This is a genomic window from Leucobacter aridicollis, from assembly GCF_013409595.1.
Lineage (GTDB): Bacteria > Actinomycetota > Actinomycetes > Actinomycetales > Microbacteriaceae > Leucobacter > Leucobacter aridicollis.
Window position 1 is genome coordinate 1,494,236 of record NZ_JACCBD010000001.1, and the last position, 12,770, is coordinate 1,507,005.

A 12,770-nucleotide genomic window follows, 5' to 3' on the forward strand; every position below is an offset into this window, starting at 1 on the left:
GTGCGACGCCGTTCGTCCCACTTCCGAAAGGCGAGAATGTCAGACCAGACCTCAGTGACGAGTCTCAGGGATCAGCAGGGGCCGTTCTTCGGTGCCTTCGGCGGCCGGTTCATGCCGGAGTCGCTGATCGCCGCGATCGACGAGCTCTCTGACGCATACGCCGAGGCGAAGGCTGACCCCGCGTTCCAGGCCGAGCTCATCGACCTGCTCCGCGACTACGCTGGCCGGCCCTCGCCGATCACCGAGGTGCCGCGGTTCGCGGAGCACGCGGGCGGCGCCCGCATCTTCCTGAAGCGTGAGGACCTGAACCACACGGGATCGCACAAGATCAACAACGTGCTCGGCCAGGCGCTGCTCACGAAGCGCCTCGGAAAGACGCGCGTCATCGCCGAGACCGGCGCGGGCCAGCACGGCGTCGCGACCGCAACCGCGGCGGCGCTGCTCGGGCTTGAATGCGTCGTCTACATGGGCGAGGTCGACACGAAGCGCCAGGCGCTGAACGTCGCCCGCATGCGGCTGCTCGGCGCCGAGGTGGTGCCTGTCACGACCGGCTCCCGGACGCTGAAAGACGCGATCAACGAGGCGTACCGCGACTGGGTTGCGACCGTCGAGCGCACCAACTACATCTTCGGCACCGCGGCGGGCCCGCACCCGTTCCCGGCGATGGTGCGCGACTTCCAGAAGGTCATCTCTGAGGAGGCGCGCGCGCAGCTGCTCGAGCGCAACGGCAGCCTCCCCGACGCGGTGATCGCGTGCGTGGGCGGCGGATCGAACGCGATCGGCATGTTCGACGCGTTCCTCGACGACGAGGGCGTCGCGCTCTACGGCGTCGAGGCCGCGGGCGACGGCGTCGACACGGAGCGCCACGCCGCCTCGATCGAGCGCGGCCGCCCCGGCGTGCTGCACGGCGCGCGCACCTACGTGCTCCAGGACGAGGACGGCCAGACGATCGAGTCGCACTCGATCTCTGCCGGTCTCGACTACCCGGGCGTCGGTCCTGAGCATTCGTGGCTTGCCGACATCGGGCGCGCGACCTACATTCCGGCGACCGACGACGAGGCGATGCAGGCGCTCCGGCTGCTCAGCCAGACCGAGGGCATCATTCCCGCGATCGAGTCGGCGCACGCCCTCGCAGGCGCGATCCGGATCGGCAAGGAACTCGGACCGGATGCGACCATCGCGGTGAGCCTCTCCGGCCGCGGGGACAAAGACATGGCGACCGCTGGCCGCTACTTCGGGCTGTTCGACGGCACCGAACTTGATGCTGCCGAGGAGGCCGCCGAATGAGCACGTCACGCGTCGAGGCCGCGATCCTTACCGCCAAGCGCGAGCGTAAGGGCGCCCTGATCGGCTACCTGCCCGTCGCGTTCCCGGATCTCGACACGAGTGTTGAGGCCGCGATCGCGATGGCGCGCTCCGGCGTCGATGTCATCGAGTTCGGCGTGCCCTACTCCGATCCGGTGATGGACGGTCTCGTCATCCAGGAGGCGACGCAGACGGCGCTCAAGGCCGGCTTCCGGCTGCCGCAGCTGTTCGAAGCGATCAGCCGCGTCACCGCTGCGGTCGACGCGCCCGTGCTCGTGATGACCTATTGGAACCCGGTCGTGCAGTACGGCGTCGAGCGGTTCGCGCAGGATCTCAAGGCTGCCGGTGGCGCGGGCCTCATCACGCCCGACATCACACCCGACGCCGCCGCCGAATGGATCGAGGTGAGCGAGCGCGTCGGTCTCGACAGGGTCTTCCTCGCCGCGCCGACGTCGACCGACGAGCGCCTGCGGATGATCTCGGAGCAGAGCACCGGCTTCGTCTACACGGTCTCCACGATGGGCATCACCGGCGAGCGCTCGGAACTCGACGCCGCCGCGCGCGTGCTCACCGGGCGGCTGCGGGAGGCGGGGGACAAGCTCGCCTGCGTCGGCATCGGCATCTCGAACGCCGAGCAGGTCGCGTCAACGCTCGACTACGCCGACGGCGCGATCGTTGGCACGGTCTTCGTGCGCGCGCTGCGTGACGGCGGGGTCGACGGCCTCGCCTCCGTGGTTCGCGAGATCGCCCAGGGCACCACCAGCTAGGATTGATCTCGGTGCCGGGGGAGACCGCGGCTAGAGACAAGAGTTCAGCGGCGCAAGCGTCGGGCCCGCGCCCGGCGGTTCGAAGCCGCTAGTGTTTAGATTCGCCCGCGAAAGAGGAGCCAATGATTCTCCCGCTCAGTATCCCGAGCCCCAGCTTCCAGTTCTTTCAGATCGGACCGCTGACCATCCACCTGTACGCGCTGTGGATCATCCTCGGGATCGTTCTCGCGGCGATCTGGACCGGGCGACGGCTCACCGCGCGCGGCGCCGAGCGTGGCGTCGTGCTCGACTTCACGGTGTGGTCGGTGCTCATGGGCATCATTGGCGCCCGCCTGTACCACGTCGTCACCCACTGGGGCTTCTACTTCCAGGAGGGCCGCCAGTGGTGGAACCCGTTTGAGAAGGACGCGATCTGGAACATCTGGGATGGCGGCATCGCCATCTTCGGTGCGCTCCTCGGTGGCGCGATCGGCGTGCTCATCGCGTCGCGCCTCACCGGCGTCCGGTTCCTCTCGTTCGCTGACGCGCTCGTGCCCGGCCTCCTGCTCGCGCAGGCGTTCGGCCGCCTCGGTAACTACTTCAACCACGAGCTCTTCGGCGGCCCCACAACGGCGCCGTGGGGTCTCGAGATCGATTCCTCGAACCCGGCATTCCCGATCGGTCTGCCCGAGGGGACTCTGTTCCACCCGACGTTCCTCTACGAGATTCTCTGGAACCTCGTCGGGATCGTCCTGCTGCTCGCGATCGAGCGCAAGACTCGCCTCCGCTGGGGCAAGTTCTTCGCGCTGTACCTCATCTGGTACGGGATCGGCCGAGCGATCATCGAGTCGATGCGCGTCGATCCGAGCCTGCTGTTCCTCGGCCTGCGCACCAACGTGCTGGCCGCCCTGCTCGCGATTGTGCTCGGCGTCATCATCTACCTCGTGCAGCGCCGCAGGCACGTTGGTATCGAGACCAGCGTCTACCTGCCCGGCCGGTCAAACCCGGCTGATTCGATCCTCAGGGACACTGCGGATCCCGAAGAATTTCACCACGTGATCAACCGCGGCAACGCGGAATAGAAGGAGTAGCCATGCGCCACGCCAAGATTGTCGCGACCTGGGGCCCTGCGGTCTCGAGTTACGACCACACACTGGATCTCATCAGTGCTGGCGTCAACGTCGCTCGACTGAACATGTCGCACGGCACCTACAACGTCCACGAGGGCATCTACCGGAACATTCGGCGCGCCGAGGTTGAGGTGAAGCGCCCGATCGCGGTGCTCGCCGACCTGCAGGGCCCGAAGATCCGCCTCGCCACGTTTGCGGACGGCCCGCACGACCTCGAGGTTGGCGACGAGTTCGCGATCACGATCCTCGACGTCCCCGGCGACCGCACCATCTGCGGCACCACCCACAAGGGGCTCCCCGGAGACGTGAGCGTCGGCGACCCGCTGCTCGTCGACGACGGCAAGGTTGCGCTGCGTGCGACCAAGGTGACCGAGGACACGGTGCACACCGTCGTCGAGGTGCCCGGCCGCGTGTCCAACAACAAGGGCATCAACCTGCCAGGCGTCGCGGTGAACGTGCCGGCGCTCTCGGACAAGGACGAGGAAGATCTCCGCTGGGCGCTGAAGCTCGGCGTCGACTACATCGCCCTGTCGTTCGTCCGCGACGCGGCGGACATCGTGCGCGTGCACGAGATCATGGACGAGGAGGGCATCCGCCTTCCCGTCATCGCGAAGATCGAGAAGCCGCAGGCTGTCGAAAACCTCGAGGAGATCGTCGACGCGTTCGACGGGATCATGGTCGCCCGTGGTGACCTCGGCGTCGAGATGCCACTCGAGCGCGTGCCGCTCGTGCAGGCCGAGGCGATTGCCATCGCGCGCCGCAACGCGAAGCCCGTCATCGTGGCGACGCAGGTGCTCGAGTCGATGATCGAGAACCCGCGCCCGACGCGCGCCGAGGCGTCCGACTGCGCGAACGCGGTGCTCGACGGCGCCGACGCGGTCATGCTCTCTGGCGAGACGAGCGTTGGCGCGTACCCTGTCGAGGCCGTCCAGACGATGGCCCGGATCATCGAGGCGACCGAGGACCACGCGCTCGATCGCATCGAGCCCATGAAGACTGCGCCGCGCAGCCAGGGTGGCGTGCTCACCCGCGCTGCCGCGGAGGTCGCCGAGTTCATCGGTGCCCGCTACATCTGCGTCTTCACCGAGTCTGGCGACACCGTCCGCCGGATGTCGCGCCTGCGCACCCCGATCCCGATCATCGGGTTCACGCCGTCGGTCGCGACGCGCCGCCGCATGGAGCTCACCTGGGGCGCACGCTCGATCGAGATGGAACGGGTCGGCAGCACCGACGAGATGTTCGCGCAGGTTGACGCGACGCTCGAGCCGCGCGACAACATCGAACTCGGCGAGCGCGTCGTCATCGTTGCCGGCTCGCCTCCCGGGGTCGTCGGCACGACGAACACGCTCCGCATCCACCGTGTGGGTGAGATGAGCGGAAACCTCGACGCGGCCGGCCCGCGCAAGCACACGCTCGCGGAGGGATAACGAACACGGGACTCCAGTGCAGTAAGCTGGAGTCTCTTGCCGGATTGGTGGAATGGTAGACACGGCGCACTCAAAATGCGCTGCCGAGAGGCGTGCGGGTTCGAGTCCCGCATCCGGTACAAACCGTTGCTCGTGCGAGTAACGACCCTGAGGCCCGCGACACGCGGGCCTCATCTGTTGTGAAGCTGTGTGTTCGACGCGATTTGTTCACCGTTTTCTCCCACGCGCAGAAATCTCGGAGTTATCTAAACGAGATAACGTAAGCTGGAGTTGTGAATGACCAGAGTGTTGCACCGACCGCGCCGCGGCGCGTAGTCGTAGCAGAAGACGAATCCCTCATCCGCCTCGACATCGTCGAGACGCTGCGCGACAACGGATTCGACGTTGTCGGTGAGGCAGGCGACGGCGAGACCGCTGTTGCCCTCGTGAAGGAGCTCCGCCCCGACCTCGTCGTGATGGACGTGAAGATGCCGAAGCTTGACGGCATCTCGGCGGCCGAGCAGATCAACGAGGAGCACATCGCACCCGTCGTGCTGCTCACCGCGTTCAGCCAGCGCGAGCTCGTCGAGCGCGCGACCGAGGCCGGCGCGCTCGCCTACGTCGTGAAGCCGTTCACCCCCGCAGACCTCATCCCGGCGATCGAGATCGCGCTCTCGCGCTTCCAGCAGATCGTCGCCCTCGAGAGCGAGGTCGCCGACCTCGCCGAGCGCTTCGAAACCCGGAAGCTCGTCGACCGCGCGAAGGGCATTCTCAACGACAAGATGGGCCTGTCTGAGCCCGAGGCGTTCCGCTGGATTCAGAAGGCGTCGATGGACCGCCGCCTGACGATGCAGGACGTCGCGAAGACGATCATCGACCAGCTCGGGCCGAAGAAGGACTAGCCTCCGCGCCCGCGCCACGCCCACTGGGCGACGTGACGAAAAAGACCCCGCTCTCGGCGGGGTCTTTTTCGTCGGTGGCGCGCTGCGCGAGTGCTACGCGGCGGGAACGTTCTTGTAGAAGTTCGTGATCCTGAGGGTCGAGCAGCGGCGGCCGTTGTCGTCGGTGCAGACGATCTCGTGCACGGTCATGGATCGGCCGGCGTGGATCGGGGTGCAGACCGCGGTGATGAAGCCCTCCGTCGCGGAGCCCGTGTGCGTCGCGTTGATGTCGACGCCGACTGGCAGCTTGCCCTCGGGCGCGAGGAAGCCGGCGTGCATTGAACCGAGCGTCTCGCCGAGCACCGCGTATGCCCCGCCGTTCACGAGCCCGTACGGCTGAGTGTTGCCCTCGACGGGCATCGTCGCGACGACGCGCTCACGATTGAACTCGGTGAGCACGATTCCCATGCGAGTGGCGAGTGCGCCCAGGCCCTGCGCGTTGACAAGATCGATGTCGGCGCTGTCGGTTCCCGGGCGGACCCCGAAGCGGTTGGGGGCTGCTGCTTCCTGCTCTGGCATTGCCACTCTTTCAATGTCGGTTCAGCCTTGTAGGCTGGGTACGTGTCGAATAACACTCAGCAGCCTACCCTCATGGTCATCGACGGTCACTCCCTCGCTTTCCGTGCCTTTTACGCGCTCCCCGTCGATAGTTTCCAGACGCAGACGGGCCAGCATACGAACGCGATCCACGGGTTCATCTCGATGTTGATCAACCTGCTCGCGAACGAGAACCCAGACTCGCTCGCGATCGCGTTCGACATCTCGCGGCACTCGTTCCGCACGGAGGAATACCCCGAGTACAAGGGCACCCGCGGCGAGACCCCGGTCGAGTTCAAGGGCCAGATCCCGCTCCTGCAGGAGGCCCTCCACGCGATGGGGATCCGCACGATCGAGAAGGAGGGCTACGAGGCCGACGACATCCTCGCGACGCTGTCGCTCGAAGGGGCGAACGCCGGGTATCGCGTGCTCGTGGTCTCCGGCGACCGCGACACGATCCAGCTCGTCGACGACAACGTGACGCTGCTGTACCCGTCGAAGCAGGGCGTGAGCGAGCTCACCCGCTACGACGCGGACAAGGTGATGGAGCGCTACGGCGTGCGCCCCGAGCAGTACCCGGAGATCGCGGCCCTCGTCGGCGAGACGAGCGACAACCTTCCCGGCGTGCCGCGCGTTGGCGAGAAGACGGCCGTGAAGTGGATCAACCAGTTCGGGTCGCTCGAGGAGATCATTCGCCGGCAGGACGAGATCGGCGGCAAGGTCGGCGAGAGCCTGCGCGAGAACGCGCACCTCGCCGAGCGAAACCGGCGCCTGAACCGCCTCGTGCGCGACGTCGAACTCGACGTCACGCTTGACGAGCTCAAGCGCGGCGAGGTCGACATGGACGCCGTGCAGCAGAAGTTCGCGGAGCTCGAGTTCCGCACCCTGCTGCAGCGCGTCGCGAAGCTTGTGGGTGCCGAGGTGCCGACCGGCTCGGGCAAGCCGGCAGCGATCGGGGCGACGCTGCCTGAGGCGCGGCTGCTCATCGACGAAGAGCTGGGCGACTGGCTCGCAAAGGCGAACACGCCAGCGGTCTACCTCTCGGAGACCGCTGGGGGCATCGACGTTGGCCTCGCCACGCCGGAGTCGACCGTGAAGCTCGTGTGGCAGCCCGGCGGCCGCGACTACGCCCAGTTCGAGGAGTGGCTCGCGTCTGACGCGCCCAAGGTGTTCTTCGATGCGAAGCAGCAGCTCCGCGTCGCGAGCGCGGCCGGGGCGACCGTCGGCGGCATCGCCGGTGACGCGCTCTTGGCGGCGTGGGTGTTGCGCCCCATCGCGCCCGAGAAGACGATCGCCGAGGCGGTGTTCCGCTACCTCGGCGAGGAGGTTCCCGTCGGGGATCCGAATCAGCTCGTGCCGGAGGAGGGGAGCGTTGCCACCCCCGAGCAGCTCGCCTGGTACATCGTGCGCGTGCACACCGCGATCGTTGGCCGCTTCGAGGGCCGCACCGCTGAGGTGTACGAGAACATCGAGCTTCCGCTGCTGCCGGTGCTCGCGCTGCTTGAGGCGCGCGGCGTCGCGATCGACCTGCCCCTGCTCGAGGCGCACCACGCCGAGCTCACCGAACGTGTCGGCGCGCTCGAACAGCGGGCCTTCGACGCGATCGGACACGAGGTGAACCTGTCGTCGCCGAAGCAGCTGCAGCAGGTGCTCTTCGAAGAGCTCGACATGCCGAAGACCCGCAAGACGAAGAGCGGCTACACGACCGACGCGGCGGCGCTCGCGGACCTGCAGCAGAAGCACCCGCACCCGTTCCTCGACTCGCTACTCGCGCACCGCGACGCGAACAAGCTGCGCCAGATCGTTGAGACGCTGATCAAGGCGGTCGGCGCCGACGACCAGCGAATCCACACAACGCTCGTGCAGGTCGGCGCAAGCACGGGCCGCCTCGCCTCCACGGACCCGAACCTGCAGAACATCCCGGTGCGCTCGGAGGAAGGCAGGCGGATCCGCGAGGGCTTCATCCACGCCCCCGAGTACACGACGCTGCTCACCGCCGACTACTCGCAGATCGAGATGCGGATCATGGCGCACCTCTCGGGCGACGAGGGGCTCATTCAGGCCTTCAATGAGGGGGAGGACCTCCACCGGTTCGTCGGCGCTCGGATCTTCGGCGTCGAGCCCGCCGAGGTCACGAACGAGATGCGCTCGAAGGTGAAGGCGATGTCGTACGGCCTCGCGTACGGACTGTCGGCGTTCGGCCTGTCGAAGCAGCTCAACATCTCCGCTGGCGAGGCGAAGCAGCTCATGGAGGACTACTTCGAGCGCTTCGGCGGCGTCCGCGATTACCTGCGGTCCGTCGTCGAGCAGGCGAAGCGCGACATGTACACCGAGACGATCTTCGGGCGCCGGCGGCCGTTCCCCGACCTTGCCAGCCCAAACCGGATCCTGCGCGAGAACGCCGAGCGCGCCGCGCTGAACGCGCCGATTCAGGGATCCGCGGCGGACATCATCAAGATCGCGATGATCGCCGTCGAGGATCACATGCGCGAGGCCGGGTTGAAGTCGCGCATGCTGTTGCAGATCCACGACGAATTGATGTTCGAGGTCGCCGAGGGCGAGCAGGATCAGCTGCAGGAGATCGTGCACGCCGACATGTCGGGCGCTGCGAAGCTGCTCGTGCCGCTCGAGGTCCAGTTCGGACACGGACCGAACTGGAACGCGGCCGCGCACTAGCCGGTCCGACACGCCGCCCGCCGACAGGCGACGCGCCGTGAACGGCTACTTGCCGAGCGCGTCGCGAGCGCGTTAGACTGAACTGTCACATTTGTGGCGACTAAACCATGTCCACGTGTGGGACGTCTCGCGGAACCGAAGCAATTCAGTTCCGGCCACTTTGGCACGCACCCACCTGAATATCCTGTCCATTCTGGAGACCAATTACATGACGAACGCAACGACCACGAGCAAGCAGGTCGCAGTAAACGACATCGGCTCAGCCGAAGACTTCCTTGCAGCGGTCGAACTGACCATTAAGTCCTTCAACGACGGGGACCTCATTGAGGGCACCGTTGTGAAGATTGACCGCGACGAGGTCCTCCTCGACGTCGGGTTCAAGACCGAGGGCGTCATCCCCTCGCGCGAGCTGTCCATCAAGCACGACGTCAACCCTGATGAGGTTGTTCAGGTCGGCGATTCCGTTGAGGCACTCGTGCTCCAGAAGGAGGACAAGGAAGGTCGCCTGATCCTGTCCAAGAAGCGTGCTCAGTACGAGCGTGCTTGGGGCGACGTGGAGAAGGTCAAGGAGACCGAGGGTGTCGTCACCGGCACCGTCATCGAGGTTGTCAAGGGCGGCCTCATCGTTGACATCGGGCTCCGCGGCTTCCTCCCCGCATCGCTCATCGAGCTCCGCCGCGTGCGCGACCTCACCCCGTACCTCGGCCAGGAGATCGAGGCGAAGATCCTCGAGCTCGACAAGAACCGCAACAACGTTGTGCTTTCGCGTCGCGCACTCCTCGAAGAGACTCAGTCCGCTACCCGCTCCTCGTTCCTCGCCGACCTCAAGCCCGGCCAGGTTCGCAAGGGTGTCATCTCCTCGATCGTCAACTTCGGTGCGTTCGTTGATCTCGGTGGCGTCGACGGCCTCGTGCACGTCTCGGAGCTCTCGTGGAAGCACATCGAGCACGCTTCGGACGTCGTCGAGGTTGGCCAGGAAGTCACCGTCGAGGTGCTTTCGGTCGAGCTCGATCGCGAGCGCGTCTCGCTGTCGCTGAAGGCGACGCAGGAAGATCCGTGGCAGGTATTCGCACGCACCCACGCAATCGGCCAGATTGCACCGGGCGCTGTTACCAAGCTCGTTCCGTTCGGCGCGTTCGTTCGCGTTGCAGACGGCATCGAGGGCCTCGTGCACATCTCCGAGCTCTCGGGTCAGCACGTTGAGCTTGCTGAGCAGGTCGTTTCGGCCGGCCAGGAAGTCTTCGTCAAGATCATCGACATCGATCTCGAGCGTCGCCGCATCTCGCTCAGCCTCAAGCAGGCGAACGAGGGCCTCGACCCCGAGGGCACCGAGTTCGATCCGGCTCTGTACGGTATGACCACCGAGTACGACGAGAACGGCGAGTACAAGTACCCCGAGGGCTTCGATCCTGAGACCCAGGAGTGGAAGGAAGGCTTCGAGAGCCAGCGCGAGAAGTGGGAGCAGGAGTACGCTGCTGCCCAGGAGCGCTGGGAGGCACACAAGAAGCAGGTCGCCGCTATGCTCGCAGAGCAGGCTGCTGCCCCCGCTATTGACGCGCCTTCGTCCTCGAACTTCTCGAGCGATTCGGCTTCGACCGGCGCGCTCGCTGACGATGAGGCACTCGCTGCACTCAAGGCTCAGCTCGAGGGCAACTAAGCCCTAGCTAGCTCGCGCTAGCTGCCAGCCAAAAGCCCGGCCCCGCACTGCGGTGGCCGGGCTTTTGCGTTGCTGCGGCGTGCACCCGGCAATCGAGTCGCCGGCTCAGCATCCTCCCACCGCCAATTTTTCCTTTCCGCCCCAAACTCCCGGGGAATTTGCGGCCCGAAGGAAAGTTTGGCGGTGGAAGGACGCACGTGGGCTGTGGGGCGTAGTGCAGCGGGCCGTCCTCAGTGTGCCGCGGCGCCGACCTTACCCGCGCGCCGCGGCGGGCACCGCACCGCGCCGCGCGCCGCGGCGGGCACCGCACCGCGCCGCGCGCCGTCGCGCCGTCGCGCCGTCGCGCGAAGCGTGTGCGAGGTCGCGCCAACCTAGCCCGCGGCGGGCGCCGCTGGCGCCGCGCCCTGGCGGCGTGCGCGGAACCTCCGGAACCAGCGGACGCCGAGCACGACGAGGAGCACGATGAGCGCGAGCGCGAGCAGGGGGAGCAGCACCGCGAGCACGGTGACGACGACCGCCGCGATGTCCTCGATCGTGCTCATGACTGACGCGCCGAGGCCGGCGGAGGCGAGGTTCACGACAGGCCTGGCGACGAGCTTCAGAATGTGCGGCACGAGCGCGATGAGCACCCCGATGACGAACGGCCAGAACGCGGAGGAGTTGACGAACGCCTCAGGGTCGGTGACCGCGACGGTGGAGCTCGCCGAGCCTGCGCTGAACACGAGCCCGCCAGACGCTGGGCGCACGACGGTCTGCAGGATGTCGTTGGCGGTGTCGAGCGCTGGCACCTTATCGACGATGGTCTCGATGAGGAGCAGCACCGCGAGCGCCCCGAGCGCCCACCAGCTCTCGAGCCAGGCCCACCCTTCGGGGAGTGTCAGCAGGTCCGTGAACTTTGACAGCAGCCCGAGTCCGAGGAGCGGAATATAGGCGTTGAGTCCCGCAGCCGAGGCGAGTGCGAGACCGGTGATTGCTTCGAGCATGGAGACCTCCTGCCCCCAGCCTACGGGCGCGCTAGTGTTGGCGTATGCAACTTATCGCGCTCACGGGTGGAATCGCGGCAGGAAAAAGCACCGTTGGCAGGCGGCTTGCGGAGCTTGGAGCCCTCAGGATCGACGCTGACCAGCTCGCTCGCGACGCCGTCGCTCCCGGTTCGCCGGGGCTCGCTCAGGTCGTCGCGCGATTCGGCGACGGACTCCTCGCCGCCGACGGATCGTTGAACCGCGCCGCGCTGGGGGAGCGCGTCTTCGCGAACCCGGACGAGCTGGCGGCGCTCAACGCGATCGTGCACCCCGAGGTGCGCCGGCTCGCGGACGAGGCGATCCAGGCCGCGATCCGCATCGCTCCCGACGCGGTGGTCGTCTACGAGATTCCGCTCCTCGTGGAGAGCGGCGCGAAGCCAGGAGAGGCCGGACTCGACTGGGACACGGTCGTCGTCGCGGACGCGCCCGTCGAGACGCGCGTCGCCCGGATGGTCGAGCTGCGCGGGATGACCGAAGCGGACGCGCGCAGCCGGATTGCGAACCAGGCGAGCGATGAGGATCGGCGTGCGATCGCGGACGTGCTCATCGACACCTCAGGCACCGAGCAGGAGACGCTGGAGCAGGTTGACGCGCTCTGGCGTCGGATCGCTCCAGCGTCCTCGGCGCCCTAGCCGTCCTCGGCGACCTAGCGAGCGAACTCAGCGAACCAGTTGAGCTGGAACTGCGCGACCGCGGCGATGACGAGGTACGAGATGAGCACCAGTACCCAGGCCCACGAGTTGATCGCGGCGAACGCCTTCTGGGTGCTCGGCTTCGCGGCGTAGTAGCCCTCCGCCTCCGGCCGGAACGCCGTGAAGAAGAACAGCGGGATCGTGACCGACCAGACGACCATGCACCAGGGGCAGAGCGTGCTGAGGCTGAAGACGCTCTGGTAGAAGAGCCAGAACACGAAGACGACCCCTGCCGCGAGGCCCGCGCGGTACAGCCACCAGAACCAGGCGGCGAAGCGCGCGCCGGCGAGCATCGCGACGCCGACGGCGATTGGGGCGACGAATGCCATCAGGCCGATGATCGTGTTACTGAACCCGAGAATCGAGCCCTGCCACGAATCCATATTGGGGCCGCAGGTGACGAGTACTGAGAGCTCACAGTTCGGGACGTAGTCCTCGACCTGCAAGGTCTTGATGTACTCGGTGGCGAGCTCCCACGACGCAAACAGCCCGATCGCGCCGAGAATGATGGTGACGATGGCAAAGCCGCGATTCTTCGGGGCCTGTACTTCGATAGCACTCATGTGTTGATAGTAACCCGCCGATCCTGTGACAACGCGCCGCGCGCGGTGTTCCAGCAATGTTCAGTATCTCCGTGACATAATGGTTACCGTTGGAT

General features: G+C 66.6%; 11 protein-coding genes and 1 tRNA gene. 9 read left to right on the forward strand and 3 right to left on the reverse strand.

The genetic code is table 11. From position 1 onward, the window contains the following. The first annotated feature begins 36 nt into the window (after positions 1-36). From trpB to BJ960_RS06935, 6 genes are all read left to right on the forward strand, one after another. Complete coding sequence (trpB, locus tag BJ960_RS06910) at positions 37-1,287, forward strand: tryptophan synthase subunit beta (RefSeq protein ID WP_121078411.1); 1,251 nt, start codon at positions 37-39, stop codon at positions 1,285-1,287. Then, positions 1,284-2,072, forward strand: a complete 789-nt coding sequence (gene trpA / locus BJ960_RS06915; RefSeq protein WP_185986753.1) for a tryptophan synthase subunit alpha — start codon at positions 1,284-1,286, stop codon at positions 2,070-2,072. The genes trpB and trpA overlap by 4 nt, the downstream gene beginning before the upstream one ends. A 122-nt stretch (positions 2,073-2,194) precedes the next feature. Further along, a complete protein-coding gene (gene lgt / locus BJ960_RS06920; RefSeq protein WP_185986754.1) occupies positions 2,195-3,133 on the forward strand; it encodes a prolipoprotein diacylglyceryl transferase in 939 nt (312 codons plus the stop codon). Positions 3,134-3,144: 11 nt separating this feature from the next. Then, on the forward strand, positions 3,145-4,608 hold the full coding sequence (gene pyk / locus BJ960_RS06925; RefSeq protein ID WP_185986755.1) for a pyruvate kinase: 1,464 nt from the start codon (positions 3,145-3,147) through the stop codon (positions 4,606-4,608). A 38-nt stretch (positions 4,609-4,646) separates the two neighbouring features. Further along, positions 4,647-4,727, forward strand: a tRNA-Leu gene (locus BJ960_RS06930). 153 nt (positions 4,728-4,880) lie between these two features. Further along, complete coding sequence (locus BJ960_RS06935; RefSeq protein ID WP_042544218.1) at positions 4,881-5,489, forward strand: ANTAR domain-containing response regulator; 609 nt, start codon at positions 4,881-4,883, stop codon at positions 5,487-5,489. A gap of 93 nt (positions 5,490-5,582) precedes the next feature. On the opposite strand, the gene BJ960_RS06940 is transcribed toward BJ960_RS06935, so the two are convergent. Beyond that, entirely contained in the window at positions 5,583-6,047 is a 465-nt protein-coding gene (locus BJ960_RS06940; RefSeq protein WP_185986756.1) for a hotdog fold thioesterase, read from the reverse strand. 72 nt (positions 6,048-6,119) lie between these two features. Between BJ960_RS06940 and polA the strand changes: the two genes are divergently transcribed. Beyond that, positions 6,120-8,741, forward strand: a complete 2,622-nt coding sequence (gene polA, locus BJ960_RS06945) for a DNA polymerase I (RefSeq protein ID WP_121078400.1) — start codon at positions 6,120-6,122, stop codon at positions 8,739-8,741. A gap of 208 nt (positions 8,742-8,949) precedes the next feature. Beyond that, positions 8,950-10,398: a 30S ribosomal protein S1 gene (gene rpsA, locus BJ960_RS06950; protein ID WP_121078398.1), complete on the forward strand. Its 1,449-nt coding sequence runs from the start codon at positions 8,950-8,952 to the stop codon at positions 10,396-10,398. A 371-nt stretch (positions 10,399-10,769) separates the two neighbouring features. On the opposite strand, the gene BJ960_RS06955 is transcribed toward rpsA, so the two are convergent. After that, the gene (locus BJ960_RS06955; RefSeq protein WP_185986757.1) at positions 10,770-11,381 is read right to left on the reverse strand and encodes a DUF4126 domain-containing protein; all 612 of its coding nucleotides are present in this window, start codon (positions 11,379-11,381) and stop codon (positions 10,770-10,772) included. A gap of 44 nt (positions 11,382-11,425) precedes the next feature. On the opposite strand from BJ960_RS06955, the gene coaE reads away from it, so the two are divergent. Next, a complete protein-coding gene (gene coaE / locus BJ960_RS06960) occupies positions 11,426-12,052 on the forward strand; it encodes a dephospho-CoA kinase (protein WP_185986758.1) in 627 nt (208 codons plus the stop codon). Positions 12,053-12,066: 14 nt separating this feature from the next. On the opposite strand, the gene BJ960_RS06965 is transcribed toward coaE, so the two are convergent. After that, a complete protein-coding gene (locus BJ960_RS06965) occupies positions 12,067-12,675 on the reverse strand; it encodes a vitamin K epoxide reductase family protein (protein ID WP_121078392.1) in 609 nt (202 codons plus the stop codon). Positions 12,676-12,770 lie beyond the last annotated feature (95 nt).

Excerpts from the sequence above, each read along its gene's own strand:
- trpB (WP_121078411.1), top strand. The coding sequence starts at position 37 with ATGTCAGACCAGACCTCAGTGACGAGTCTCAGGGATCAGCAGGGGCCG.
- trpA (WP_185986753.1), top strand. The coding sequence starts at position 1,284 with ATGAGCACGTCACGCGTCGAGGCCGCGATCCTTACCGCCAAGCGCGAG.
- lgt (WP_185986754.1), top strand. The coding sequence starts at position 2,195 with ATGATTCTCCCGCTCAGTATCCCGAGCCCCAGCTTCCAGTTCTTTCAG.
- pyk (WP_185986755.1), top strand. The coding sequence starts at position 3,145 with ATGCGCCACGCCAAGATTGTCGCGACCTGGGGCCCTGCGGTCTCGAGT.
- BJ960_RS06940 (WP_185986756.1), bottom strand. The coding sequence starts at position 6,047 with ATGCCAGAGCAGGAAGCAGCAGCCCCCAACCGCTTCGGGGTCCGCCCG.
- polA (WP_121078400.1), top strand. The coding sequence starts at position 6,120 with ATGGTCATCGACGGTCACTCCCTCGCTTTCCGTGCCTTTTACGCGCTC.
- rpsA (WP_121078398.1), top strand. The coding sequence starts at position 8,950 with ATGACGAACGCAACGACCACGAGCAAGCAGGTCGCAGTAAACGACATC.
- BJ960_RS06955 (WP_185986757.1), bottom strand. The coding sequence starts at position 11,381 with ATGCTCGAAGCAATCACCGGTCTCGCACTCGCCTCGGCTGCGGGACTC.
- coaE (WP_185986758.1), top strand. The coding sequence starts at position 11,426 with ATGCAACTTATCGCGCTCACGGGTGGAATCGCGGCAGGAAAAAGCACC.
- BJ960_RS06965 (WP_121078392.1), bottom strand. The coding sequence starts at position 12,675 with ATGAGTGCTATCGAAGTACAGGCCCCGAAGAATCGCGGCTTTGCCATC.